The sequence below is a fragment of the Arachnia propionica genome, assembly GCF_003859805.1.
Classification (GTDB): domain Bacteria; phylum Actinomycetota; class Actinomycetes; order Propionibacteriales; family Propionibacteriaceae; genus Arachnia; species Arachnia propionica_C.
The window spans coordinates 32,137-56,264 of record NZ_RQZG01000007.1 but is presented as its reverse complement, the minus strand read 5'-3'; the positions used below and the strand labels follow the sequence as shown (position 1 = coordinate 56,264).

Annotated in this window: 24 protein-coding genes; 16 read left to right on the top strand and 8 right to left on the bottom strand. The window is 67.0% G+C overall.

All coding sequences use genetic code 11. The features are described 5' to 3' along the window. Positions 1 to 180 precede the first annotated feature (180 nt). Positions 181 to 1,419: a DUF2254 domain-containing protein gene (locus EII34_RS07470; RefSeq protein ID WP_124844492.1), complete on the bottom strand. Its 1,239-nt coding sequence runs from the start codon at positions 1,417 to 1,419 to the stop codon at positions 181 to 183. Positions 1,420 to 1,484: 65 nt separating this feature from the next. Between EII34_RS07470 and EII34_RS07465 the strand changes: the two genes are divergently transcribed. From EII34_RS07465 to EII34_RS07420, 10 genes are all read left to right on the top strand, one after another. Continuing rightward, positions 1,485 to 3,023 carry a DUF6493 family protein gene (locus tag EII34_RS07465; protein ID WP_124844490.1) on the top strand — a complete coding sequence of 513 codons (1,539 nt, stop codon included), beginning with the start codon at positions 1,485 to 1,487 and terminating at the stop codon, positions 3,021 to 3,023. Positions 3,024 to 3,176: 153 nt separating this feature from the next. Further along, entirely contained in the window at positions 3,177 to 3,674 is a 498-nt protein-coding gene (gene nrfH / locus EII34_RS07460) for a cytochrome c nitrite reductase small subunit (RefSeq protein WP_124844488.1), read from the top strand. Between the two features lie 6 nt (positions 3,675 to 3,680). After that, positions 3,681 to 5,147: an ammonia-forming cytochrome c nitrite reductase subunit c552 gene (locus EII34_RS07455; protein WP_124844486.1), complete on the top strand. Its 1,467-nt coding sequence runs from the start codon at positions 3,681 to 3,683 to the stop codon at positions 5,145 to 5,147. A 29-nt stretch (positions 5,148 to 5,176) separates the two neighbouring features. Continuing rightward, positions 5,177 to 6,016 (top strand): tetratricopeptide repeat protein, encoded by an 840-nt coding sequence (locus EII34_RS07450; RefSeq protein ID WP_124844484.1) that lies wholly within the window; start codon positions 5,177 to 5,179, stop codon positions 6,014 to 6,016. A 3-nt stretch (positions 6,017 to 6,019) separates the two neighbouring features. After that, on the top strand, positions 6,020 to 6,715 hold the full coding sequence (locus EII34_RS07445) for a cytochrome c biogenesis CcdA family protein (protein WP_124844482.1): 696 nt from the start codon (positions 6,020 to 6,022) through the stop codon (positions 6,713 to 6,715). Positions 6,716 to 6,723: 8 nt separating this feature from the next. Then, entirely contained in the window at positions 6,724 to 8,181 is a 1,458-nt protein-coding gene (locus EII34_RS07440; RefSeq protein ID WP_124844480.1) for a cytochrome c biogenesis ResB family protein, read from the top strand. After that, positions 8,174 to 9,082, top strand: coding sequence for a c-type cytochrome biogenesis protein CcsB (ccsB, locus tag EII34_RS07435; RefSeq protein WP_124844478.1), 909 nt, complete (start codon positions 8,174 to 8,176; stop codon positions 9,080 to 9,082). The genes EII34_RS07440 and ccsB overlap by 8 nt, the downstream gene beginning before the upstream one ends. Then, a complete protein-coding gene (locus tag EII34_RS07430) occupies positions 9,075 to 9,755 on the top strand; it encodes a TlpA family protein disulfide reductase (RefSeq protein ID WP_185711221.1) in 681 nt (226 codons plus the stop codon). The genes ccsB and EII34_RS07430 overlap by 8 nt, the downstream gene beginning before the upstream one ends. A gap of 121 nt (positions 9,756 to 9,876) precedes the next feature. Next, a complete protein-coding gene (locus tag EII34_RS07425) occupies positions 9,877 to 10,389 on the top strand; it encodes a GNAT family N-acetyltransferase (protein WP_260425079.1) in 513 nt (170 codons plus the stop codon). Between the two features lie 73 nt (positions 10,390 to 10,462). Then, positions 10,463 to 10,879, top strand: coding sequence for a phosphotransferase (locus EII34_RS07420; protein WP_221620230.1), 417 nt, complete (start codon positions 10,463 to 10,465; stop codon positions 10,877 to 10,879). 99 nt (positions 10,880 to 10,978) lie between these two features. Here EII34_RS07420 and EII34_RS15920 read toward each other — a convergent pair whose 3' ends face one another. Then, positions 10,979 to 11,185, bottom strand: coding sequence for a hypothetical protein (locus tag EII34_RS15920; protein WP_185711220.1), 207 nt, complete (start codon positions 11,183 to 11,185; stop codon positions 10,979 to 10,981). Between the two features lie 11 nt (positions 11,186 to 11,196). On the opposite strand from EII34_RS15920, the gene EII34_RS07410 reads away from it, so the two are divergent. From EII34_RS07410 to EII34_RS07400, 4 genes are all read left to right on the top strand, one after another. Beyond that, on the top strand, positions 11,197 to 11,877 hold the full coding sequence (locus tag EII34_RS07410) for a Fic/DOC family protein (RefSeq protein WP_124844474.1): 681 nt from the start codon (positions 11,197 to 11,199) through the stop codon (positions 11,875 to 11,877). Positions 11,878 to 11,882: 5 nt separating this feature from the next. Continuing rightward, a complete protein-coding gene (locus EII34_RS15915; RefSeq protein WP_185711219.1) occupies positions 11,883 to 12,029 on the top strand; it encodes a hypothetical protein in 147 nt (48 codons plus the stop codon). A gap of 106 nt (positions 12,030 to 12,135) precedes the next feature. After that, on the top strand, positions 12,136 to 12,360 hold the full coding sequence (locus EII34_RS07405) for a hypothetical protein (protein ID WP_124844472.1): 225 nt from the start codon (positions 12,136 to 12,138) through the stop codon (positions 12,358 to 12,360). Beyond that, positions 12,353 to 12,781, top strand: coding sequence for a TA system VapC family ribonuclease toxin (locus tag EII34_RS07400; RefSeq protein WP_124844470.1), 429 nt, complete (start codon positions 12,353 to 12,355; stop codon positions 12,779 to 12,781). Before EII34_RS07405 ends, EII34_RS07400 begins: the two co-directional genes overlap by 8 nt. 53 nt (positions 12,782 to 12,834) lie before the next feature. Here EII34_RS07400 and EII34_RS07395 read toward each other — a convergent pair whose 3' ends face one another. The 5 genes from EII34_RS07395 to EII34_RS07375 are packed head-to-tail and all read right to left on the bottom strand — an operon-like array spanning position 12,835 to position 19,260. Then, positions 12,835 to 14,478 (bottom strand): glycoside hydrolase family 13 protein, encoded by a 1,644-nt coding sequence (locus EII34_RS07395; protein WP_260425078.1) that lies wholly within the window; start codon positions 14,476 to 14,478, stop codon positions 12,835 to 12,837. Beyond that, positions 14,475 to 16,190, bottom strand: a complete 1,716-nt coding sequence (locus tag EII34_RS07390) for a glycoside hydrolase family 13 protein (RefSeq protein ID WP_124844466.1) — start codon at positions 16,188 to 16,190, stop codon at positions 14,475 to 14,477. Before EII34_RS07390 ends, EII34_RS07395 begins: the two co-directional genes overlap by 4 nt. Further along, on the bottom strand, positions 16,187 to 17,068 hold the full coding sequence (locus EII34_RS07385; protein WP_124844464.1) for a carbohydrate ABC transporter permease: 882 nt from the start codon (positions 17,066 to 17,068) through the stop codon (positions 16,187 to 16,189). Before EII34_RS07385 ends, EII34_RS07390 begins: the two co-directional genes overlap by 4 nt. Further along, complete coding sequence (locus EII34_RS07380; RefSeq protein ID WP_124844462.1) at positions 17,065 to 17,952, bottom strand: carbohydrate ABC transporter permease; 888 nt, start codon at positions 17,950 to 17,952, stop codon at positions 17,065 to 17,067. Before EII34_RS07380 ends, EII34_RS07385 begins: the two co-directional genes overlap by 4 nt. A gap of 12 nt (positions 17,953 to 17,964) precedes the next feature. Beyond that, positions 17,965 to 19,260 carry an ABC transporter substrate-binding protein gene (locus tag EII34_RS07375; RefSeq protein WP_221620229.1) on the bottom strand — a complete coding sequence of 432 codons (1,296 nt, stop codon included), beginning with the start codon at positions 19,258 to 19,260 and terminating at the stop codon, positions 17,965 to 17,967. A gap of 90 nt (positions 19,261 to 19,350) precedes the next feature. Between EII34_RS07375 and EII34_RS07370 the strand changes: the two genes are divergently transcribed. Both EII34_RS07370 and EII34_RS07365 read left to right on the top strand, forming a co-directional pair. Next, the gene (locus EII34_RS07370; protein WP_124844460.1) at positions 19,351 to 20,592 is read left to right on the top strand and encodes an ROK family protein; all 1,242 of its coding nucleotides are present in this window, start codon (positions 19,351 to 19,353) and stop codon (positions 20,590 to 20,592) included. A gap of 95 nt (positions 20,593 to 20,687) precedes the next feature. After that, positions 20,688 to 22,499 carry a BCCT family transporter gene (locus tag EII34_RS07365; protein WP_311767284.1) on the top strand — a complete coding sequence of 604 codons (1,812 nt, stop codon included), beginning with the start codon at positions 20,688 to 20,690 and terminating at the stop codon, positions 22,497 to 22,499. Positions 22,500 to 23,219: 720 nt separating this feature from the next. Here EII34_RS07365 and EII34_RS07350 read toward each other — a convergent pair. After that, on the bottom strand, positions 23,220 to 23,948 hold the full coding sequence (locus EII34_RS07350; RefSeq protein WP_124844458.1) for a class I SAM-dependent methyltransferase: 729 nt from the start codon (positions 23,946 to 23,948) through the stop codon (positions 23,220 to 23,222). Between the last annotated feature and the right edge of the window lie 180 nt (positions 23,949 to 24,128).

Genomic DNA, 24,128 nt, shown 5'->3' with positions numbered 1-24,128 from the left:
GCCGAGGGTTCGCACGCGTGGTTTTGTCCGGAAACACCGGAAACAGGGGAGGGTGCCCAGCCGGCAGATATCTCGAATCCAGTTCCCTATGGGTTTACAAGGAAATTGGCCCACCGATTGGACACCCTCTGCTGACACCCTACGCGATCCGCGGTGTCCTTGGGAACCCTTTGGTGAAGATCACCCGGAACGGTCCGCGATCGCGGCGATCTCGTCGCGGTGCTCCGGCAGTGACGCCCGCGCCAGGTCGTCGATGATGAGGGCGACGTGCTCGAGGACGTTCGGGGAGGTCTCGGCGTAGTGCGCGATCTCCTGCAGCGGCCAGGCGACGGTCTCCGGGATGGAGGTCTGACGCCTGCGGAGCCGGGCGATGCCCTCGTCGTCGCCCAGGTACTCCGCCGGTTCGTGGCGGGCCACCAGGACCCGAAGCACCCGGTGCAGCTCGTTGAGCACGTCCCGGGTGGTCGTCGGGTCGTTGACTCCCGGTGACAGGGCCCGATCCGCGATGTCGACCAGCTGACGGAGCCCGAAGGAGGGGTCCTGGGCCATGGTCCGCTCGGAGGCGAGGGTGATCCTGGAGTTGATCCGGGAGGAGGTCTCCTCGTCGGTCTTCCCGTACACCGTCGCCAGGTCCATGCCCGCCGTGACGAACTGGCCCGGCCGGACCAGGAGTTCGATGCTGAGGTCGTGCTCGCTGGCGAAGGAGACCAGCGAGGCCTCGTCGATCTCGACGACGTGGCCGTGGTGCTCCTCCACCGCGACCAGGGTTTCGTGGCCACCGGCCCGCCACACGCCCTTCTCCTGGTCGGCCAGGCTGTCGGGGTACATGGAGACGATGAGTGCGCAGGTGCGGTCGCTGAGTTCACGGATCAACACCTGCACCTGCACCGATCGGGTGATCTGGCGGATGTAGATGAGGAACATCACCAACGATGCCAGCACGAACAGGTAGGAGACCGTCACCGAGAGCCTGGGCACGAAACCGGGGGAGGAGTCGGTGCCGTCCACCACCATCCGCATGACGGTCAGGGTGTAGGTGAAGGCCCCGAGGAAGGTGCCCATCGTCAGTTGGGTGACGCGGTTGGACAGGAACTCGCCCAGGGCCCTGGGGGTGAACTGGCTGGAGGCGAGCTGCAGCACGACGATGGTGATGGAGAACACCAGACCTGCCACCGACATCATCGCGCCCGCGATGGTCGACAGCAGGGAACGCGCCGCCTCGGGACCTCCGAGGAAGGCGTAGGGCATGGACTGCCCCAGGGCCCGGTCGACGAGGGGCAGCAGCAGCCCGGACAGCAGGGACCCCAGCATGACCAGACCCGGCACCACCCAGAAGGGGCGCATCACCCGCTGCACCAGGGAGGTGTTCGGGGTCGCGTGCAGATGTGAGGCCATCGTCACCTGGCGTGTCGTCTCCATGCGCGTCAGTATCCCAGACCCTCCGGAAGGTGCGGCCGGGCCGACGCACCCCCTACGCTTCCGCCATGGGTGTGAACATGACCTGGTTCGACGCCTCCAGGGGCCTGAGGTGGCACACCGTGGTGGAGCTGGAGAAGGTGCTGGATCACTTCTTCGCGTTGGAGCCCTCCCTGGTCGAGGTGCACGCCTTCCTGCTCGGGTTGCAGGCCCAGCACGGTGAACTGCCCTCCAGGCTCGTCGGAACCGCCTACCAGACGAGGCTCCGGGAGCTGTTCGAGGGTCTGGAGGTCGAGCACGACGAGGCCTACGTGCGCACCCTCGTCACCGCGTCCGAGGGGCACCGGCTGCATCTGCTGCGCCGCGACGAGCGGATGCGTGAACTGATCTGGCAGGTCCTGGCCTGGGACGGCGGCACCGACGACTCGCTGGCGAGCCTCGACCGCTCGGCCTACGGCCCGAGGGCCCACTGGGCGTCGGACATCGCGAGCCTCGTCGCCGAGGGTCTCCTGGACCGTCCCCGGGTGCTCCGGGCCTGTCTGGCCGGTCTGCTGCGTGACCTTCCCGCGTATCACGCCAACTGGTTCTCCGGTCTCTACACGGAGCTGCGACCCACCCCTCAGGAGGCCGCCACCGACCAGGACCTCCTGCTGCGTGCCCTCGACACCGGGATCAACGCGACGGTGTCGATGGCCACCAGACAGCTGGCGGCCGTGCAGCGGGCGGGCAGGCTCGACTCCGCCGAGTTCCTGGACCACTGCCACCCTCCCCTCACCGGGGCCAGGAGCATCGCCCTGACAGGGGTGCGGATCATCCAGCGTCTCGACGCCCCTGCCGAGCGGAAGGCCGAGGCCCTCGCCATCGCGTTGTCCCACCCGCACGCGGATGTGCAGATCGCAGCGGCCGAGGCGTTGCGAGGGCTCGGGGTCGAGGAGGTGCTGCGCGAGGGAGCGCAGCTGCTGTCCCCGGCCGTGGCGGCCCAGTTCGGGCTCGACGTGGCGGAGACCGTGGCGCAGGAGGTCGACGGCGAGATCGGCTCTGCGCTTCGGGTGTGGGCCATCCGGATGCGCGAGGTGGTGGAGATGGTGCGGGGTCAACGCCCTCGCCGGGCGTTGCTCGCCACCCCGAGTGACGGTGACGGCTGGATCACCTGGGACGAGTTCGCCGAGCGGGCCGCCGACCCGACGCCTGCCCCGCCTGCCGACCTGTTCCAGGGAATCTGGCGGCTGCGTCCCGATGAACGGGAACGTGGTGCCGCACTGGTGGGGGTGCCCGTGCCGGAACGGACCTCCTACGACGAGGAGTTCTGGCAGGACCTCCACACCCTTCACCCGCAGCACCTGCAGGCCGTGGCCCTGGCCTTCCCCGATGACACCTCACCGCTGGTCCCCACCGCCTCGATGGCCATCCACCGGGGTCTGGCCGAGGTGGCGCCACGTCAGCTCGACCGCGGTGCCACCGGGATGGCCAAGCTGCTCACCCTCCTGTGTGATGAGCAGGTCCGCAGGGGGCGGGCCACCGTGGACCCCGTGCTGCGAGGGTGGCTGGAGCAGTTCTCAGGGGGCTCGGCGGCTGCGAAGGCTGCACGTCGGTTGCTGGACGCCTGACGCGGGGCCACCTTGTTAGGTTGCCCTTGCCTTGGTTGCTGTGGTATTGCAGGCATTTTCCTGAAAAACGTCGGCCGCCGGTGCTAGCGTCAGGGTGTCGGGTTCCGTCACACCCCGTGGCGGAGGCGTCCTAGCACTCGAAGAAGAGACACCATGAAGCGGTTCATCGTGGCAAGGTGGCAGGACTTCACCCGTGCCTTCACCGGGTGGACGGGTGTGGTCCTCGCTGCGCTGCTCGGCGCGATCCTGGGAGTCGGGTCGTTCACGATCCACTACTCCGGTGCCACCGACTACCTCGGCGACGATCCCGCCAGCTGTGCCAACTGCCATGCCATGAACGAGCAGTACGAGGGCTGGCTCAGGGGATCCCATCACGACGTGGCGACCTGCAACTCCTGCCACGCCCCGCACCACGACATCGTCGGGAAGTACGTGAACAAGGCGGACAACGGGTTCTGGCACGCCCTGAAGTTCACGCTCCAGAACTATCCCGAGAACATCAAGGTCCGCGCACACAACCGCGAGATCATCGAGGCCGCCTGCATCGACTGCCACGGCGACCAGGTCGATCAGGCCATGAGCAGCTCCGAGCACAAGGGTGAGCGGATGTCCTGCATCCGCTGCCACGACGGCGTCGGTCACAAGAGGTGAGGAGAGATGAGTTCCACGACTGACAACAACGCCAAGACCCCCACGAGGTGGACCGGCCCCCGCAAGAGGTGGGTCCCCATCATGGTCCTGCTCTTCGTGGCGGTGGCCGCGGCCGGGCTGACGTGGCTGCTCACCAACATCTTCCAGCACCGCGAGGAGGCAAAGCACCCCTTCACCCAGGTGGTGGAGTTGACCGACACCACCTACGACCCGGCGGTGTGGGGACAGAACTTCCCCATCCACTACGACCAGTACAAGAAGACCGCCGAGGACACCGACGGTGACTTCGTGGCCGTGACACCGACGGATGAGGACCCGCGGGAGACCCACACCCTGTCCCGTATCGACATGGAGCCCCGCGCCCAGCTGATGTGGCGGGGCTACCCCTTCGCCGTCGACTACACCGCCCCTCGCGGCCACGAGTGGGCATTCGTCGACCAGGTCAACACCAAGCGCACCAAGGAACCGTTCAAGCAGCCCGGCACCTGCCTCAACTGCCACGGCTCCATGCCCGAGGTCTACGACAAGCTGGGGGGCGGTGACCGCACCGCAGGGTTCCACGCGATGAACGCGCTGAGCTTCTCCGAGGCAGTCGAGCACGTCGGTTCCACCATCGCCTGCATCGACTGCCACGACCCGCAGACGATGGAGCTGACCATCACGCGTCCCGCCTTCGTCGAGGGCATCAAGAAGGTCAAGGCGCTGGAGGGCATCACCGACTACGACGTCAACCGGGACGCCACCAACCTGGAGATGCGGACCTACGTCTGTGCACAGTGCCACGTCGAGTACTACTTCGCCGGGGAGGGCAAGACCCTGACCTTCCCGTGGGGCAAGGGCCTGACCGCCTACGACGCGATGAACCACTACGACGAGGTCGGCTGGACCGACTTCACCCACGAGGAGAGCGGCGCCCCGATCCTCAAGGCCCAGCATCCCGAGTTCGAGACCTGGTCCCAGGGCATCCACGCCGCCAACGGGGTCACCTGTGCGGACTGCCACATGGCCTACCAGCGTGAGGGCGCGGCGAAGGTCTCCAACCATCAGATCATGAGCCCCATGGCCAACGACGAGACCATCAACGCGTCGTGCCTGACCTGCCACAAGTCCACCGAGGACGAGATGCGGCAACGCGTCAAGGGCATCCAGGACACGTGGCAGAACTCCCTCAACGTCGGCTTCACCTCCTTGGAGGCGCTGATCACCGACATCACGAAGGCCGAGGCCGACGGCACCGCGACCGAGGAGCAGCTGACAGCGGCCCGCGACTACCAGCGCAAGGCGCAGTTCCTCATCGACTACACGTTCTCCGAGAACGGACGCGGCTTCCACGCCCCCCAGTACGCCCTGTCGATGCTCAACCAGGCCACCGACTGGGCACGCTCCGGGCAACTCGTGCTGCGTGGCGTCGAGGTGGAGAACAACATCGGTCCCGCCGTCGTCGAGGAACACATGCCGAGCCAGGAGAACTGAACGGGAACGGAAAGGAATCAGGTGGGGCGATGGAGACGGAACGTGGAGACTTCACGAGGGAGGACCTCGTCTCCTTCCTCTCCACCGCCCCCGATGAGCTGAAGGACTGGGCCGAGCGACAACTTGCCCGCTTCGACGCCGAGGTGGCCGCGGACGACGGTGCCGACCTGGCCGACCTGCTCCCCGACCACGAGGACGAGGAGGTCACCCGGGAACCGGCCGAGGGAGCCGTGAAGGTCTCGGCGCTCGAGCGACGCACCGGGGTGTCCCGGCTCAACCTGGTGCTGGTCACCCTCCTCGCCGCCGCCGTCGTCGTCATCGTCCAGATGGCGGGACGCCCCCAGCCGGAACCGACGACGGGCATGCCCAGCAACCATCCACCCATCGACGCCTCGGCCATGGCTGAGATGCAACCCACCAAGGAGGTCGACCGGACCCGTGAGGCCGAGCTGAAGGAACGGGTCGCAGCGGATCCGTCCGACCTCGAGGCCCGGCTGGAGCTCAGCACCATGTACTACGAGGCCTCCCTCCACCAGGAGGTGATCCCACTCCTGCAGCAGGTGCTCGAGCAGGACCCCGACCACATCGACGCCCTCATCGGTCTCGGGGCCGCCGAGTACCGGACGAACCAGTACGACGCCGCGGAGCAGCACTGGGTTCGGGTCACCGAACTGGACCCCGGGCGTCAGGAACCGTGGTACAGCCTCGGGTTCCTCCACATGGCGCGCACCCCGGCCGACGTCGAGAAGGCCAGGGCCGCCTGGACCAGGGTGATCGAGATCGATCCCTCCTCCCGCATGGCCGAGGAGGTCTCCGTGCTGCTGAAGTCGCTGGCCACCCCTGAGGCCGCCCAGAGCTCCGAGGGCTGAGCGGTGGAGGTGACCGTACCCGTGGCGCTCCTGGCAGGGCTGGTGTCCTTCGCCTCGCCCTGCTTCCTGCCGATCGTGCCGGTCTTCGTCGGTCAGCTCGTGGGCTCCGGCCAGGTGCACGTGAGCCGTCGCACCGCGCTCGGCAACTCCGCGGCCTTCGTGGGTGGGTTCTCCCTGGTCTTCATCGCGCTGTGGGCCTCACTGGGTCTGCTCGGGCACTCACTGGGCCCCTACGCGGTCCACGCCCGGATCCTCGGGGGAGCGGTGCTGGTGTTCATGGGACTCCACGTCGCCGGGCTGCTGCGGATCCCCGTCCTCGACACCGTGCTGCGTGGCCCGATGCCGAAGGCCGACGGGGCCACCTCGGCCTGGCGGGCCGGACTCATGGGCATCGTCTTCGGGGCCGGGTGGACCCCCTGCATCGGCCCGGTGCTGGGTGGCATCCTGGCGCTGGCCACCACGAGGGCCACCGTGTGGTCAGGCATCGTCCTCATGGTGACCTACTGCATCGGGCTGGGCGTCCCGATCATCGCCGTCGCCCTGGGATCTGCCCGGGTCACGCAACGTTTCGACTGGTTCCGTCGGCACCACGTGGCCGTCTCGTTGGTGACCGGGGCGTTGCTGGTGCTGGTCGGCCTCCTCATGATCGCCAATCTGTTCGCTCCCCTGGCCGGACTGATCCCGGCGTTCGGAATCTGAGGTGATCCATGACTGACCAGAATCGCCGCACCGGTGCCGTCGACGGTCTGGACGGGCCGCTCGACGTCTCACCGGCCCGCATCCTGCACGGAATCAACGCCCTGCTGTACAACAAGGCGTTCGGGCTGGTCCTGATCCTGTTGACCGGGCTGCTGTCCTTCATCGGCGTGCTGCTGCCGCAGAAACCCCCCGGCGTCGCGGACGACCCGGAACGGCAGGCCGCCTGGCTGGACACGGTGCGCGAGACCGTCGGCGGCTGGACCCCCGTCCTCGACGCCCTCGGGTTCTTCACGATGTTCTCCAGCGTGCCGTTCCTCATCGTGATGGGACTGCTCGCCGCCTCGATCATCGCCTGCACCGCCCACCGGGTCCCGATCCTCTGGAAGGCGGCCCGGCACCCCCACACCCGGGTCAAGGACCGGTTCTTCGACGTCGCTGGGCTGCGCACCAGATTCCCCAGCCGGGAAGGGGTCGACGAGACGATCCAGGTGGTCATCGCCGACGCGAGGCGGCACGGGATGCGGGCCGTCGTCGATGACCGTGGCCCGGGGAGATCGGTCTACCTGGACCGCAACGCATGGATGCCGTTCGGCACCGCGGTCGCCCACGTGGCCTTCGTGGTCATCATGGCCGGGTTCGTGGTCTCCACCCTCACCGGGTTCCGCGACGACCAGTTCACCCTCACCGTCGGGCATCCCCGCGAGGTCGGCCACGGCACCACGCTGGTGGCCGAGGCGCGGGAGTTCCGCGACACCTACTACGACAACGGGGCCCCGAAGGACTACGTGGCGGACCTGGTGCTGCGTGACGGCGACCGCGTCGTCGCCGAGCAGGAGGTCCGGATCAACTCACCGCTCGGTCACGACGGGGTGATGTTCCACCAGGCCTACTTCGGGGTCGCGGCGGTGATGCAGGTCAGTGATGCCTCGGGGACGGTCGTCCTCGACGGTGGGGTGCCGCTGGAGTGGAGCACCCAGGACAAGATGTTCACCTACGGACACGTCCCCCTGTCCGACGGCACCGTGCTCTACGTCATCGGGGCCGCGTCGGGCAGGACCGGGACGGGGATCGCGCCCGGCCAGGTGAAGATCGAGCTGTACCAGGGGGAGCAGACCACCCCGATCGCCTCGTCGTTGCTGGACATGGGTGTGGCCACGAAGGTGGGGCAGCACACCTTCACCTTCGTCCGGGAGCAGCAGTTCACGGGGATGATCGTGCGGCGGGACCCCGGGGCGCCGATCGTGTGGGTGGGCTTCACGCTGCTGGTGGTCGGCACCTGCATGACCATGTTCTTCCGCCACCAGCGCCTGTGGGTGAGGGTGACGGAGGACGAGCAGGGGACGCTGGTGCGGATGGCCTCCCCGGATCGACGTGATTCAGGCTTCACCCGGTTCGTCACGGACCTGGTGGAACGGGTCAGCACCCGGCTGGCCAGCACTGACGAGAGGAAGGTCACCGATGATTGAGTACTCACAGGCCCTGCTGCTCATCACCACCGGACTGGTCGTGATCTCCACCGTCGCCTATCTCGGTGCCGTCTTCGCCGCACGGATGGCGACGACGGTGAGGACCCCGGTGACACCGGGCGGGGAGGCCGTGGTCGTCGGCGACGGTGAGGTCAGTGTCACCGGAGGAAGTCGACGGGCACCGGTGCGGCGTTTCTCCATGACGTGGTGGGCCACGAAGTCCACGCAGCTCGCCCTGCTGCTGTTGACCGGCTCCCTGATCGCACGGATGATCGGCACCGGACACGCGCCGCTGTCCAACCACTACGAGTTCGCCATCTCCTTCGCCTGGGGGATGCTGCTCGCGCAGGTCTGGTTCGAGTGGCGCTACCGGATCAGGACGATGTCGATCATCACGCTGCCGGTGATCCTGGCGATGCTCATCTACGCCTCGACGATGTCGTACCAGCCGAATCCGTTGATGCCCGCGCTGCAGAACTCGCCGCTGCTGACGCTGCACGTGATCACCGCGTCGCTGGGGTACGGGGCCGCGGTGGTGGGTTTCGCGGCGGCGGTGATGTACCTCGTCGCGCCGTACGTGAAGTGGCAGGGGTGGCCCAGCCGGGAGTCCCTCGACGAGTTGGGCTACAAGGCCACGGTGGTCACCTTCCCGATGCTCACCCTCATGCTGATCCTCGGATCCATCTGGGCGAACGTGGCGTGGGGACGGTACTGGGGGTGGGATCCGAAGGAGACCTCGGCGCTGGTGACGTGGCTCATCTACGGTGCCTACCTGCATGCCCGGGTGACCCGTGGCTGGCGGGGCACGAAGTCGGCGTGGCTGCTGGTGCTGGCCTTCGCCGCCGTCGTGTTCACCTACCTGGGGAACCTGTTCTTCGGAGGGCTGCACTCCTATGCATGACGACGACGAGGTGACGGAGTTCCTGGAGACCGAGGAGTCCACCCCACCCCCGTCCAGGACGCAGGACCCGGCGGAACCGGCGTGGCGGGCGAGGATCCGGTCCTCCACCTTCGGGCAGACGGCGGTGGTGCTGGTGGCGGCCTTCGCCATCGCGATCGCCGCGTGGTGGGTGGTGAAACCGGCGGACCAGGAACGCTCCCAGGCCAGAGGGGAGGCGATGTCCGCGGTGGAGGTCGACGGGGTGCAGCAGCCCCCGAGGATCGGGGAGCAGGCCCCTGCCTTCACCGCCACCGACATCGACGGTCGACCGGTGTCGCTGGAGGAGCTGCGGGGAGAGCCGGTGTGGTTGCTGTTCATGGCCACCTGGTGCACCGGGTGCCGCACGGAGATGCCGGACGTGCAGGCCGCTGCGACGGCGATGCCGGGCGTGAAACTGGTGGTGGTCTACGTCGGCGAGAACCAGGCGGGCGTGAGCGACTACTCGAAACGGGTGGGCAACGACTTCCCTGAGATCGCGGACCAGTCCCAGCAGATCTCGGCGGCCTACGGGATCATGGGTGTGCCGTCGCACCACTTCATCGACGCCGAGGGCGTGGTCCGGCAGAGCCACGTCGGGGTGCTGAGCCCCGATGCCATGACCGAGGCCCTGAAAAGCGTCACGCCACTTCAGTGAGGGGCATGTTGCGAGCAGCGGAGAACCGTCGTGGACAACGCCCTGACGGCCAGCTGTCGGTTCGGTGTCGTCACCTCGTGGATGAAGTGGTTGCGCGTGTGTGGGGGTGCATGATGTGGCAGTGGAGGATGTGAGCAGGATGCAGGGTGAGGAGAAACCTGACGTTCAGACAGCACACTGGACCTGTCATCGCGACGACCGGGTGCCCGACGACGTCGCCCGGCTGTTGGCGACAGTGCCGGAGTGGTTCGGAATCCCCGAGGCGAACCAGGAGTACATCGACGCCGCCAGGGTGAAGGAGACCTGGACCGTGCGCGACGATGACGGGCAGGTCGTCGGGGTGACCCTGCTGGACCGACACTACCCGTGGGCGGCGGATGTGTACCTCACCGTCGTGGACCGGACCCACCACGGCACCGGGGTGGGCACCGCGATGATCGACGCGGTCGTCGAGGAGTGCCGTCGCTCCGGTGTGAAACTCCTGCAGGTCAAGACCCTGGGGGAGTCCCACCCCGATGAGGGATACGCCCGGACCCGCCACTTCTACGAGAAGATGGGTTTCCTGCCCTTGGAGGAGACCGACCTGTGGGGAGAGCACACTCCGTGTCTGATCATGGTGCGTCCGATCACGTGACAGGAGAGGAACGACTCGACGGCGGCAATGCCTCCGGGGCCGTGGTCAGGATCGGCGACACGGTGCGCAAGCCGTGGACCCCGACCTGATCTGCCACAACGATCTGGCCACGTGGAATCTCGTCATCGACGGCGATCGGCTGGTGTTCATCGACTGGGACGGAGCCGGGCCGAGCAGCCGTCTGTGGGACCTTGCCTACGCCGCCATCTCCTTCGCCCACCTGTTCCCGGATGCGCCTGCCGAGGAGTCGGCCAGCCGTCTGGCAGCTTTCCTCGACGGTTACGGAGCCGGGGAGGAGCTGCGCCGACGCCTCCCCGAGGTCCTGGCCGACAGGGCGCATGCCATGTACGAGCATCTGGAGCGCAGCCACCGTGAGGGTGTCGAGCCGTGGGCCAGCATGTTCACCGGCTTGCACGGCCCGTGGTGGCTGAGCACCGCTCGACACATCCGCGAGCACCAGTCCTGGTGGTGGCGTCCGGTGAGCGAGTGACCTCTGTTCCCAGATTGTGGATTGATCTCGACCCGGTTGTTGTGATGAGGTGCTTCGTCATCGGTCGATTCCGGGCCACGCTGGTAGGATCGAGTGCAGTCAGAGAGGAGCGGGTTCATGTCCCGTGCTGCTGCAACCGTCAGCCTTTGCCAGGGTCACGATGCCGTCGAGCGTGTGGCGTTCGCGGATGCTGCTCTCGGTGCGGCTGGACACGAGGTCACTGACCCGGTACTGCGTGCACTCCTGAAGCGTGTCGCCCGAGAGGAACTCACCGTTGTCGAGGCGATTGCTGAGATGCGGCGACACGTCCAGGGCTGATGCCTCCCCGCAGCGGTGCTGGCTTTCGTACCTGGGATGACTACTTCATCCCCGGCACGCGCGTGTTGCGGAACAAGTTCACCACGCCGGGGCAACCCTACGGTGAGACCGATCCCACCGTGCTGCGTGTGTTGGAAGAGACCGCGACCGCGTTCCGGCTGGTCGAGTTGCGCGTTCGCCCCGTCGAAGGAAGCTTCGACTACGAGCACATGAAACGGATTCACTGGCACATCTTCCAGGATGTCTACGAGTGGGCGGGGCAGGAACGCATCGGACCGGTGGGGCGCTTCATGACCAAGGATGGGCACGCGTACTACGGTGCGGGGCCCGCATTGACAGCAGCAGCCCATGCAGAATACGCGAAACTTGCCCAGAGGAATTTGCTGCGCGGGTTGGATCGAGCGGCATTCGTCGAGGAGCTGGCGGAGAGTTGGGGAGAGTTGAACGTGATCCACAGTTTTCGGGAAGGCAACACCCGTAGCCAGTTCGTGTTCTTCTCCCAGCTCGCAGAGCAGGCCGGGTACCGGATCGACACAGCTCAGTTCATGGTCGGTGCGCCACTGCGTGACGAGTTCGTGCGAGCCCGCTTCCACAGCCAGGACACCGGCCACAACGACCTCCTTGCCGCGGTCCTGCACAAAGCCATCACTCCCAGCCAGCGAACCGATGAGCCGACCTGAAGGCCATGTACGAGCATCTGGAGCGCAGCCACCGTGACGGTGTCGAGCCGTGGGCCAGCATGTTCACCGACTTCCACGGCCCGTGGTGGCTGAGCACCGCCCAACACATCCGCGAGCAAGAGTCCTGGTGGCGTCACGTCACGACTGCGTGAAGTGGATCGTTGAGATCTGGTGATTTCCCGCTCTGGCTGCCCTTTCCTCCCCCCGACCGAGGCCCACCGGCACAGTGATGCGTGATGCGTGATGTAGCATTGGGGCATGAGGACGACGGTGAACCTGGATGAGCGGGTCGTGGTTGCGGCCCGGGCGCGAGCCAGGCAGCGTGGCCTCACCATGGGTGAGGCTCTGTCCGAGCTGGCGCTGGCCGGGCTGGATGCCGAGTCCTCACCTGAGTCCCGTCGGGAAGGGATCATCCTCCTGCCCGCTGTCGAAGGACATGTGATCACCAACGACATGGTGGCCGAGGCTCTTGACGATGACTGAGACCGAACTGCCCGATGTCAATGTACTCGTGGCCCTGCTCAATCCCAGCCATGTTGCCCACGCCGTCGTATGGGAGTGGTTCAGCTCGGCAACGAGCTTCGCGACCACGCCGATCACTGAGACCGGGCTCCTGCGTCTTGCCCTGAATCCCAAGGTGATGGGTTCTCAGCTGGCGCTGTCGGACGCACTGCGTTCACTTCGCAGTCTCCGCAGCGACCCTCGGGCCATCTTCGTCCCCGACGATGCCAGCCTCGCCGAGGCCACCACTGGCCTGGACGGGCTGAGAGGACACCGGCAGGTGACTGATCTTCACCTGGTCAACTTGGCAGCCAAGCACCAGATGGTGGTGGTCACCCTCGATCGTGCCCTGGCGCGGTCGCTGCCGAGTTCTGCCCACAGCCTGGTCAAGCTGTTGGCCTGACCTCCCCGTTCGTTCCCCGGCCAAGAGCCAGGGAGGTGGAGGTGTCAGGTGACTCAGCCGCCGAGCAGCCATGCCGTCGTCTCGCCCGGCAGGTCCTTCCCGACCTCCCCCGAGGACAGCAGCAGCCGACCCTCCGGCAGCGGAACCGGGGTGGGGCCGAAGTTCGCCACCACCTGCCAGGGACCCCGACGGAAGTGGAGCACCTCGTCGCTGTCGGTGGGCAGCCACTCGAAGCCCTCACCGACCCCCAACTCCCGACGCAGCCGGAGCGCCTCCCGGTACATGTGGAGGGTCGAGTTCGGGTCCTCCCGCTCCGCCTCGACGCTGTACCGGCCGAACCAGGCGGGTTGCGGCAGGTGCGAGCCGCCGTCACCGAAACCGAACGAGGCCCCGGTACGGGTCCACGGCAACGGGACCCGGCAGCCGTCGCGCCCCATGTCGACCCCGGGGTTGCGGAAGAACGCCGGATCGGCGCGCCGGTCATCCGGGATCTCCGCCACCTCCGGCAGCCCCAGCTCCTCGCCCTGGTAGAGGTAGGCGCTCCCGGGCAGGGCCAGCATCACCAGCGCCGCCGCCCGGGCCCGCCGCAACCCACGCGCCGCGTCGCACAGCACCGGGTCGCCGTGGGCCAGCAACCAGTCCATCCCGTGCTTGACCAGCGGGAACCCGTTCGGCCCCATCCCGGCGAACCGGGTGCCGTACCGGCTGGCCGAGCGCACCGTGTCGTGGTTGTTCAGCACCCACGTCACCGACGATCCCGTCGCGGCCGCCGTCGCGAGGCAACGGTCGATCGTGTCGTGGAAGCCCCGTGCGTCGTAGTCGCCGAGCAGCAGGTCGAAGAAGAACGACTGACCGAGGGTCTCCGGGCTGGCGTACATCGGCACCCGCTCCGCCGGGACGGCCGCCTCCGCCACCGCCGTGCGCGGCGGGTCGTAGCGGTTGAACAGCTCGCGCCACGTCCGGTACAGGTCCCGCAGCTCGTCGCGGTCCAGCACCGGATGATCGCCCACCCCACTCCACGAGTTGAGTTCGGCCTGGCTGGGCAGGGCCTCCGGCAGGTGCTTGATGAGCATGTGCGCGGCATCGATCCGGAACCCCGCCACACCCCGGTCCGCCCAGAACTCCAGCACCTCCAGGAAGTGCCGACGCACCTCCGGATGATCCCAGTTCAGGTCCGGCTGCTCATGCGCGAAGGTGTGGAGATACCACTGCCCGTCGTCGACCCTCGTCCAGGCCGGGCCGCCGAACAGTGACTCCCAGTCCGACGGTGGCAGCTCGCCACCGTCCCCGGTGCCGTCCCGGAAGTGGTACCGGCCCCTGGCCAGTGAGCCGCGACCCGAGGCGAGCGCCTCCTGGAACCAGGGATGGAGGTTCGACGAGTGGTTCGGCACGATGTCGATGATGACGCGGATGTCGTGCTCAGCCAGCGCCGCCACCAGAGCATCGAACTCCTCCAGCGTGCCGATCCTGGGGTCGATGGCCCGGTGGTCGATGACGTCGTAGCCGCCGTCGGCCAGCTCGGAGGCGTAGAACGGGCTCAGCCACACCGCATCGACCCCCAGCCACACCAGATGGTCGACGTGGGCGAGGATGCCAGCCAGATCCCCGATCCCGTCGGCATTGCCGTCGGCGAAACTGCGGGGGTAGATCTGGTAGACCACCGCGTCCCGCCACCACGTCGGGGACTCCGTGCTCACCGCTTCCCCTCCGCCAGCCGCAGCACCCGCGACTCCCACGGGTTCATCCGGTGCGGATCCTCGGAGACGTTCACCCCGATCAGCAGTTCCGCGCCCTCGGCACACGGCAACCCGACCGATCCCAGGTCGAGGGACTCGGACGAGCAGTTCGCCAGCACGAGCAGTCGGTCCTCTCCCAGGGTGCGGGTGAAGGCCCACAGCTGCTCGTGATCCGGCACCAGCAACTCGAAACGGCCGTGCACCACCGTCGGATCGTTCTTCCGCAGGGCGATGAGCTGCCGGTAGTGGTGGAACACCGATTCCGGGTCATCCACCTGGGTGGCCGCATTGATCTCCACGTGGTTCGGGTTGACCGCCAGCCACGGCGTTCCGGTGGTGAACCCGGCGTGCGGGGAGTCGTCCCACTGCACCGGGGTGCGGGCGTTGTCCCGACCCTTCGTCGCCAGGGCGTGCAGCACCTCTGCCTCGTCCTGTCCTGCGGCCAGGGCCAGTCGGTGGTGGTTGAGGCTCTCCACGTCCTGGTAGTCGTCGATGGTGCGGAACGGGAAGTTGGTCATCCCCAGCTCCTCACCCTGGTAGACGTACGGGGTGCCCTTGTGCAGGTGCAGCGCCGTCGCGAGCGTCTTCGCCGAGTTCACCCGGTGGTGCGGTGAGTCGTCCCCGAAGCGGGAGGCTGCCCGGGGCTGGTCGTGGTTGTCGAGGTAGAGGGAGTTCCAGCCCGCGTCGGCCAGCCCCTCCTGCCAGTGCGCCAGGTTCTGCTTGAACGGCACCAGCCGGTGCGGGGCCAGGTCCCACTTGCCGCCTCCCGGCGCCTGGTCCAGGTCCATGTGCTCGAAGGTGAACACCATGTTCAACTCGTCCCGGGCCGGGTCCGTCACCCGGCGCGCCACCTCCACCGTCGAACCGGGCATCTCCCCGACGGTGAGGAGGTTCAACCGGGTGAGCCCCACCTCCTGGTTCATCTCGGCCAGGAACTCGTCCAGCCTCGGCCCGTTCATCACCGCGGCACTGTGGCTGGAGCCCGGGGCGACGACCTCGCCGTGGGTCATGGCCGCGGGTTTCGAGATGAGGTTGATGACATCCATCCGGAAACCATCGACCCCGCGCTCCACCCAGAACCGCATCAGTTCGTGCACGGCCTGACGCACCGACGGGTTCTCCCAGTTCAGGTCCGGCTGGCCGGGGCTGAACAGCCCGTAGTAGTACTCGCCGCTGACCGGATCGAAGTGCCAGTTCCGGGGTGCGAAGGCCCCGGCGCCGTCGTCGGGCTCGGCTCCCGGCTCCCCCGGGGTCCGGCCCGGTCGGGCGGGACGCCAGAAGTACCAGTCGCGGTACGGCGAGTCCTTCTCACGTGAGGCCTGGAACCAGGGATGCTGGTCCGAGGTGTGGTTGACCACCAGGTCCATCACCACCTTGATGCCGAGTCCGTGCGCCTGGGTCAGCAACTCGTCGAAGTCACTGATCGTCCCGAAGACCGGATCGATGTCACGGTAGTCCGAGATGTCGTAGCCGTTGTCGACCATGGGGGAGCGGTAGATGGGTGAGAGCCACAGCACGTCGACCCCGAGCCGGGCCAGATGGTCCAGGCGCTGGATGATCCCTCGGAGGTCGCCCACCCCGTCGCCGTTCGAGTCCTGGAAGGACCGCGGGTAGATCTGGTAGACGGTGGCCTGCTGCCACCAGCCGTCGGGGCGGTGCTCAGGGTGGGTCACTTGATCGCTCCTTGGGTGAGACCGGACATCACCCAGCGCTGCGCCAGGATGTAGACCAGGATTGCGGGGGCCATCGCCATCAGGTAGGAGGAGAAGGCGACGTTGTAGTTGTTGCTGAACTGGGTCTGGAAGATGTTGTTGACCACGGGGATGGTCTGCCACTCCGGCTGCGAGATGATGAGCGAGGGCATCATGAAGTCGTTCCAGGAGTGGAGGAACGAGAAGATGCCCACCGTGGCGGCCATCGGGGCCAGCAGCGGGAAGATCAGCTTCCAGAACGTCTGGGCGGTGGTGGCGCCGTCGACCCGCATCGACTCCTCCAGTTCCAGCGGGATGGAGCGCAGATAGGCGGTGAACAACAGGGTGTTGAACGCGAGGCTGAACACGATGTGCAGCAATGCCACACCGACGTAGTTGTCCAACCCCAGCAGACCCGTCAGCCTCACCTGGGGCAGGGCGACGACGGGGAAGGGGATGAACATCGCCGCCAGCAGGTAGAAGAACGACCAGCGGAAGAACTTCCGATCCCAGTTCCGCACGATGGCGTAGGAGGCCATCGAGGAGATGAGGATCGAGCCGGCCACGGCCACCAGGGTCACGATGAGGGAGACGAGGAAGGCGCGCGGGAAGTTCGTGAGCTCCCAGGCCTTCTGGATGCCCTCGAAGGAGAAGGGGGCGGGCAGGGAGAAGGCGTTGAGGTCGGTGGACTGCTCGGTGGTCTTGAACGCCATCGAGACGGTGACGTACAGCGGTACCAGCACGGTGACACTGCCCAGGATCAGCAGGATGGTCACGGGCCAGTTGGTGCGTTCCTGGCCGACGTGGCCGCGACGCCGCACGGTCGTGGTCGTGGGGACGGGGGCGGTCGTGGTGCTCATCGGTCAGTGCTCCTCTGGGTGAAACGAAGCTGGATTCCGGCGATGATCAGCGCGATGACGAAGAACACCGCCGCGTTGGCCATCTGGTAGGCGTAGTCACCGCCGTTGAAGCCGTCGAAGATGGTGAAGGCGACGCTGCGGGTCGCGGTGCCGGGACCGCCCGCGGTGAGGGCGACGATCTGGTCGTAGACCTGCATGTAGTTCTTCAGCCCCACCACCATGTTGATGCCGATGTAGCCGACGACCAGCGGCAACGTGATGTGACGCAGCTTCTGCCAGCCGGTGGCACCGTCGATGGAGCCGGCCTCGTAGACCTCGCCGGGGATGGTGGTGAGTCCTGCGATGTAGATCAGCAGGGCGCTCGGTACCGAACCCCAGGTGGTGACGATCACGACGGCGAACCAGGCGAGGCCCTCGTTGGCGAGCAGGCTGACCGACAGGTCCTCGATGCCCAGCGCCTGTCCGAGCTGGGGCAGGGAGTTGTTGAACAGGAACTTGAAGACGAAGGAGTAGATGATGGCCGAGATCACCATGGGGATCACGTAGATGGCCCGCAGTGGGGTCTTCAGCTTGAGGTTCGCGGTCAGGGCCAGCGCCAGGAAGAACGCGATGACGTTGACCAGCAGCACCGTGACGAGGGCGAACAGGAAGGTGAAGGCGTAGGAGGAGACGATGTTCTCGTCCTGGAACAGGGCGATGTAGTTGCGCAGGCCCACCACCTTGAAGTCACCGAAGCCGATGGAGTTGGTGAAACTCATCACCAGCCCCTCGAGGGCCGGGTAGGCCACGAGCAGGGTGAAGGCCAGCAGGGCAGGCAGCAGGAAGACCCAGTAGATGGGCTCGACCGGGCGACGACGCAGGGCGGTCTTGTCCTTGGATGACATGGCTGGTCTCCTTCAGTCGCGGAAGGCGAGACGGGCCCAGTCGCGGTCGAGCTGGGCGAGGACGGGTTCCGGTTCGGCTCCCAGGACGATGGCCTGGAAGTAGTTGTAGGCGGGGATGTTCTTGGGGATGAACTGGGAGGCCCCCATGTAGAACCGGCCCTGCGCGTAGTAGTCACTCATTCCGACGATGCGTTCATCGGTCACGGGTGGGGCGTCCTTGGTGGTCCCGAAGCCCAGGAACTGCGCGTTGTAGGGGTGCTGGATCTCAGGGCTCATCAGGTACTGCAGGAACTGGCGGGCCCCTTCCTGTGCATCGGCGGCCTCCGGTACCCACAGCGCCAGGTCGATGTTGACCCGGACCTTGAGGTCGTCGGTGGCATTGGTGGCGGGGAAGGGGAAGGTGCCGAGGTCCTGGTCCTTGTTCGCCTTCTCGAACTCGCTGAAGGCCCATGGCCCCTGGAGGATCATCGCGGCCTGGTCGTTCGCGAAGGCGGTGTTGCCGTCGCCGTAGGTGCGGCTTCGGGCGTCGTCGTTGATGTACTTGGTGAGTTCCACCATCTTCTGCACCGGTTCCAGCATGACGCTGGAGAAGGAGACCTCGGAGTCGGGGCTGACCTCGGGGCCGAGCTCGTTCATGGTGCGGTAGAACCCGGCGATGTCGACCATCCCGCCGGCGGGGTAGTCGAACCAGCCCTGCATGATGGTCCAGGTGTCGAGGAAGGTGGCGTAGATCGGCGTGATGCCAGCGGCCTTGAGGCGTTCACAGACATCGATGAACGCGTCCCAGGTCTGAGGCACCTCCAGGTTGTTGTCGGCGAAGATCCGTTTGTTGTAGATCACCGAGGCCGCCATGGCGGAGTAGGGGATCACGCTGGTGCGGTCCTTGTACTGCGGGTAGGACTTCGACAACTCGACGATGTTGTCGAGGATGCGCCCGGCCTCCGGGAGGTCGGACAGGTCGCTCAGGGCACCGCGTTCCATGAACCGCGCCATCTCCAGGTTGTAGTTGAGCATCCCGAGGTCCGGCGGATTGTTGCGCACGAAGCTGGCGGACAGGTTCGTCGAGATGTCATGGAGGATCCGGTAGGTGCTCTGGGAACCGGTGAACTGGTCGGCCAGATCACCGAAGTAGGGCACCGCCTCGGGTTTCGACTGGTGGAACAGCACCGTCCTCCCGCTGCCGGAGCACCCGGCGAGGGCGCTGCCTGCGGCGATGCCTGCTGCCGCGGTCAGCAGTCCGCGTCTGCTGATCATGGGGTGGGGGCGTGTCGAACCGCCTGGCAGGCGGCCGTGTCTCATGGGTGTCATGCCCATCTCCTCGTCTCCATCGACTGTGTGGAAACTTGATTTGCTCACTGAATCAAGTTTCTGGTGGTAGTTTACCGCAAGGACGGGGAGGTGTCAGCAGCTGTGGTGAATCCAGTGCTGGAACAGGTGTGCCGACGCGCCAGCACCCGGGCGGTGCTGGAGGTCGCCTGGGAGGGGGAGGTCCTGCGGGCCGACGACGTCATGGAACATGCCGGGGTGACCCGTTCCACCGCGCTGCAGGCCCTCGACGCCCTGGGAGAGCTCGGACTGGTCGAGGAACTGAGCTGCACCGGGGAGGGGCCGGTGATGGGGCGACCCGCACGGCGGTTCCGGCTGCGCGTCGGGGTCGAGGCCGGTGTCGTCGTCGGGTTGGAGGCCGGCCAGCAGAAGATGGCCGCCACCGTCACCGATCTCGCCGGGAACGTCCTGGCCAGATGGGGCATCGACATCCCGGATGCCGACCCGGCGCACCATCAGGACCCGGCGCTCAGGCGGGAACTCGCACGCTCCGCCGTCGCCACGGCGTTGCATGAGGCAGGGGCCCAGGACGTCGACGTCCTCGTGATGGGAATCGGGGTGCCGGCCCCTGTCGACGGCCATGGCTGTTCCCCGGAGGGAGAGTTGGGCTTCTGGAGGATCATGCACGCCGGGCTGCTGGAGATGTTCCGGGAGGACTTCGCCCACGTGCGGATCGAGAACGACGCGGCCCTGGCGGCCCTGGCCGAACTGCACTTCGGGGCCGCCCGCCAGGAACAGGACTTCGTGACCCTGCTCCTGGCCTGGGGGATCGGTGCGGGGGTCGTGATGGACGGGCAACTGCTGAGGGGGGCCAACGGGGCCGTCGGGGAACTCGGCTTCTTCGAGATGGTCGAGGGGATCGGCACATCGGCGGGATTCCACGAGATCGTGGAGGAGTGGGTCCGTGGTCACTGGCGGAAGGACGAGCTCCCCGCCGAGCACCCGTGGCGGGAGTACCTGGCCGGGGTGCGGGCACGGGAGTCGCTCCTGGCGCTGCTCGATCCCGAGGACCCGGTCATGGCCCCGCTGTTCCATGAGCTGGTCCGCCTGACCGGCCGCATCGTCGACCTGATGGCGCAGGTCTACGATCCGGCTGCGGTCGTCATCGCCGGGCCGGTCGCCGCTGACATCGGTCCCGTGCTCGATGCGGTGCGGGAAGGGCAGACCGACACGACGGGCAGGCTGAGGCCGAAGGTGCTCGCCTCACCCCTCGGGGAGGACGTCATCTCACTCGGCGCGGCGGCCGCCGCCAGGGAGTTGTCGATGGGGGATGTGATCGAGTGGGCCCTGGCCAAGCGGCGTCTCCAGTCATGATCTGGCCGAAAGATCGACAACGGGCCGTTTGTTGTGACTTCTCCTGAGGGTAGCCTCCTACGAGGGGGACGACCCTCAAGAGAAGGAGAGACGACGTGCGAGCCCGCAGCAAACGAGGAGAACGCATCCGCGGACCACGGCTGTCCTGGGCCGGGATGGCAGGGCTTCAGAGGCTACGAGGAGAGACCATCAGCCATCCCGCGTTGGAGCCCACCGTCGAGGAGCTGCGCGATGAACAGCCCGGCAGGTTGGACAAGGTGGTCTTCGGTTTCACGGCCGTGGTCTCCGTGGCCTTCGTGCTGTGGGGCGTGCTGTCCCCCACGACGCTCGGCGGGGCCTCGAAGACCGGACTGACCTGGGTGGTGGCCAACACCGGCTGGCTGTTCGGGCTGGCCGCCACGGGATTCGTCTTCTTCGTGCTCTGGCTGGCGGCCAGCCGCTACGGGGCGATCCCGCTGGCCCGTGACGGGGAGAGCCCGGAGTTCTCCACCATCTCCTGGGTGGCGATGATGTTCAGCGCCGGCATGGGGATCGGGCTGATGTTCTACGGCGCGGCCGAACCGCTGTCCCACTTCGTCACCACACCGCCGGGGCAGCCCTCGACGAGCGAGGCCGACGCGGTCCGCGACGCCATGGCGACCACCTTGTTCCACTGGGGCCTGCACCCGTGGGCGATCTACGCCATCGCCGGGGTGGCCATCGCCTACAGCGTCTTCCGCAAGGGACGACCACTGACCATCTCGGCGGTCTTCGAACCGCTGCTCGGCAAACGCCAGACCTACGGGCCGGGCGGGAAGGTCATCGACATCTTCGCGATCTTCGCGACCCTGTTCGGGTCCGCCACCTCGCTGGGCCTGGGGGTCCTGCAGATCGCACACGGAGCCCAGATCGTCGGCTGGATCGGTGAGGTCGGCAACGCCTTCCTGATCCTGCTCATCTGCGGACTGACCATCTGCTTCATCGTCTCGGCCGTCTCCGGCATCGCCAAGGGCATCCAGTGGTTGTCGAACATCAACATGGGGCTGGCGGTGGCGCTGGCACTGTTCGTCTTCGTCGGCGGGCCGACGCTGTTCATCCTCAACCTGCTGCCCACCACGCTCGGCACCTACTTCCAGCAGATCATGCTGATGTCCTCGACAACGGCCGCACTCGGCCCGGACGCCGAGGAGTGGCTGGCGTCGTGGACCATCTTCTACTGGGCCTGGTGGGTGTCCTGGACGCCCTTCGTCGGCATGTTCATCGCCCGCATCTCCAAGGGCCGCACCATCCGGCAGTTCGTCTCCGGGGTGCTGCTGCTGCCCAGCATGGTCTCGCTGGTGTGGTTCTGCATCTTCGGCGGGGCCGCGATCAACGCCGAGCAGCAGGGGGCGGCCCTGTCCGAGGTCGGAGATGCCGAGTCGACGCTGTTCGCGCTGCTGCACACCATGCCGTGGGAGGGGCTCACCTCGGTGCTGGTGATGATCCTCGTGGGCATCTTCTTCGTCTCCGGCGCGGATTCCGCATCCATCGTCATGGGCACCCTGAGCGAGAACGGCACCATGGAGCCGCGTCGCCTCACGGTGGTGTTCTGGGGCGTGGTGACCGGGGCGGTGGCGGCGATCATGCTGGTCGTCGGCGGCAAGGACGCCCTGTCGGGTCTGCAGTCGGTGACCATCATCGCGGGCCTGCCCTTCCTCGTGGTGCTCATCGCGATGGCGGCGGCCCTGATGCGGGACCTGCGTCACGACCCACGCATCGTCCGGGGTCGCTACGCGGAGATGGCCATCGACCAGGCGGTCGTCCAGGGCGTCAGCGCCCACGGCGACGACTTCGCCCTGGCGGTGGGTCGTACCGCCCCGGGCCAGGGTGTGGGTGCTCTCGTGCCGACCCCTGAGCCGGAGGAGGGCGACGAGGAGGAAGCACGCTGAGCCCAGCCGTAGCACCCGGCGCTGCAGTGGTTTCATGAGTGAGGTCATCAGCCAACGCGAGCTACGCAATGGCAGTGGCCGTATCGTGCGTGCCCTTGAGGAGGGACGGAGTTTTTTGCTGACCCGCAACTTCCTTCCTGTGGGAGAGCTCAGGCCGCTTCGTCGGCAACGCATGGTGAATGTCCACGTCATCGCTGAGGTCTTTCGCGGATGCCCGCAGGTGGACCTGGAACGGCTGAGCAAAGACGTGGATGCAGTCGTGGACCAAGAGATGGAGCCTCATGTCCAACCCTCTCGCCTCGGGGATTCTGGATACCTCGGTGGTGATCGACCTGGGAGGGATTGACCCAGCTCTTCTTCCTGCGACTGCAGGAATCGCCGCGATCACCTTCGACTGCAGGGATCGCCGCGATTGCCTTGGCCGAACTTGCGGCGGGGCCGCTGGCGACGGAAGACCTCGTGGAGCGTGCGCGACGCCAGGAGCGGCTGCAGCGCGTGGAGATGCTTTTTGAGCCCTTTCCCTTCGGAGTGCGTGCTGCCCGCGCCTACGGACACATCTACGCCGCTGTTCTTGCAGCGGGACGTAACCCCGGGCCCCGTGTCGCTGACTGTCTCACAGCAGCCACAGCAGTGGCTGAGGAAGTTCCTCTGCATACCCGGAACCCGTCGGACTTCCGGGGGCTTGAGCACCTCCTCCAGATCGTGGTCGTGTAGGCAGATTCAGGCTGACTCGGCTCGGATCAGCCAGCCTCTGCCGGGGGCGTGGGGCAGGTCCTCGATCTGGATGCCGGTGAAGTCGGCCTGTTCCAGCGAGGCGATGATCTCGTCGCGTTCTCGGAACCGCAGGGTGGAGGTGGACAGCAACTCCTGTCCGTCCGGGAAGCCGTAGTGCCAGCGGAAGGTCACCAGCAGCGGCTGCTCGGTCACCTCCAGCACCTCGACCCAGGTGGTGACAGGGCCGATGCCCGGTACCTCGGTGGTGCGGCGGGAGGCCGACGGCACCCAGGACTCCCAACTGCGCGCCCCGGGGATCCGGGTCTCGAAGGCCAGCGTCCCGCCGGGGCGAAGCGCCCGATGGATGGCGTTGAGGTTGGCCTGCCAGGCCTCGTCGGTGAGGAACACCTGTGCGACGTTGGCGGTCATCGTCGCCAGATCCACCTGAAGCCCGGGCAGCGAGGCGGCGTCCCCCAGCAGCCAGGTCACCCGATCGGCCCCCGACTTGGCGCGGGCCACGTCCAGGCTGGCCCCGGCCGGATCGACCCCGACCACCTGCACGCCCCGCTCCGCCAGCAGCAGGGCCAGCACCCCGGTGCCGCATCCCACATCGAGCACATGCTCGACCTGCAGCTTTGCTGCCAACAGGAGGTAGCACTCCAGGTCGGAGCGGTCGGGATCGAGCACGTCGTAGAGCGCCGCCAGACGCGGGTCGTCGAACTCTTCGTCAGCCATGCGGGAATCGTAGTGCCGAGAGCACGCAGGATCCGGTGGATCGGGGCGAGGCCCTGACGAAGCGCTTCGCCGAGAAGTGACCCATTCCCCTCGAGGTGGTGGGGAGTCGGCGGTGTGGTTCCCCTCACCTCGTTCTCCTGCTGCCCCGGCTCCCCGTGACACCATGGGAGAGGTGATTCC

Bases quoted from the DNA above. Each gene is read 5' to 3' on its own strand.
- EII34_RS07470 (WP_124844492.1), bottom strand. From the start codon at position 1,419: ATGGAGACGACACGCCAGGTGACGATGGCCTCACATCTGCACGCGACC.
- EII34_RS07465 (WP_124844490.1), top strand. From the start codon at position 1,485: ATGGGTGTGAACATGACCTGGTTCGACGCCTCCAGGGGCCTGAGGTGG.
- nrfH (WP_124844488.1), top strand. From the start codon at position 3,177: ATGAAGCGGTTCATCGTGGCAAGGTGGCAGGACTTCACCCGTGCCTTC.
- EII34_RS07455 (WP_124844486.1), top strand. From the start codon at position 3,681: ATGAGTTCCACGACTGACAACAACGCCAAGACCCCCACGAGGTGGACC.
- EII34_RS07450 (WP_124844484.1), top strand. From the start codon at position 5,177: ATGGAGACGGAACGTGGAGACTTCACGAGGGAGGACCTCGTCTCCTTC.
- EII34_RS07440 (WP_124844480.1), top strand. From the start codon at position 6,724: ATGACTGACCAGAATCGCCGCACCGGTGCCGTCGACGGTCTGGACGGG.
- ccsB (WP_124844478.1), top strand. From the start codon at position 8,174: ATGATTGAGTACTCACAGGCCCTGCTGCTCATCACCACCGGACTGGTC.
- EII34_RS07430 (WP_185711221.1), top strand. From the start codon at position 9,075: ATGCATGACGACGACGAGGTGACGGAGTTCCTGGAGACCGAGGAGTCC.
- EII34_RS07410 (WP_124844474.1), top strand. From the start codon at position 11,197: ATGCCTCCCCGCAGCGGTGCTGGCTTTCGTACCTGGGATGACTACTTC.
- EII34_RS15915 (WP_185711219.1), top strand. From the start codon at position 11,883: ATGTACGAGCATCTGGAGCGCAGCCACCGTGACGGTGTCGAGCCGTGG.
- EII34_RS07405 (WP_124844472.1), top strand. From the start codon at position 12,136: ATGAGGACGACGGTGAACCTGGATGAGCGGGTCGTGGTTGCGGCCCGG.
- EII34_RS07400 (WP_124844470.1), top strand. From the start codon at position 12,353: ATGACTGAGACCGAACTGCCCGATGTCAATGTACTCGTGGCCCTGCTC.
- EII34_RS07385 (WP_124844464.1), bottom strand. From the start codon at position 17,068: ATGAGCACCACGACCGCCCCCGTCCCCACGACCACGACCGTGCGGCGT.
- EII34_RS07380 (WP_124844462.1), bottom strand. From the start codon at position 17,952: ATGTCATCCAAGGACAAGACCGCCCTGCGTCGTCGCCCGGTCGAGCCC.
- EII34_RS07375 (WP_221620229.1), bottom strand. From the start codon at position 19,260: ATGACACCCATGAGACACGGCCGCCTGCCAGGCGGTTCGACACGCCCC.
- EII34_RS07350 (WP_124844458.1), bottom strand. From the start codon at position 23,948: ATGGCTGACGAAGAGTTCGACGACCCGCGTCTGGCGGCGCTCTACGAC.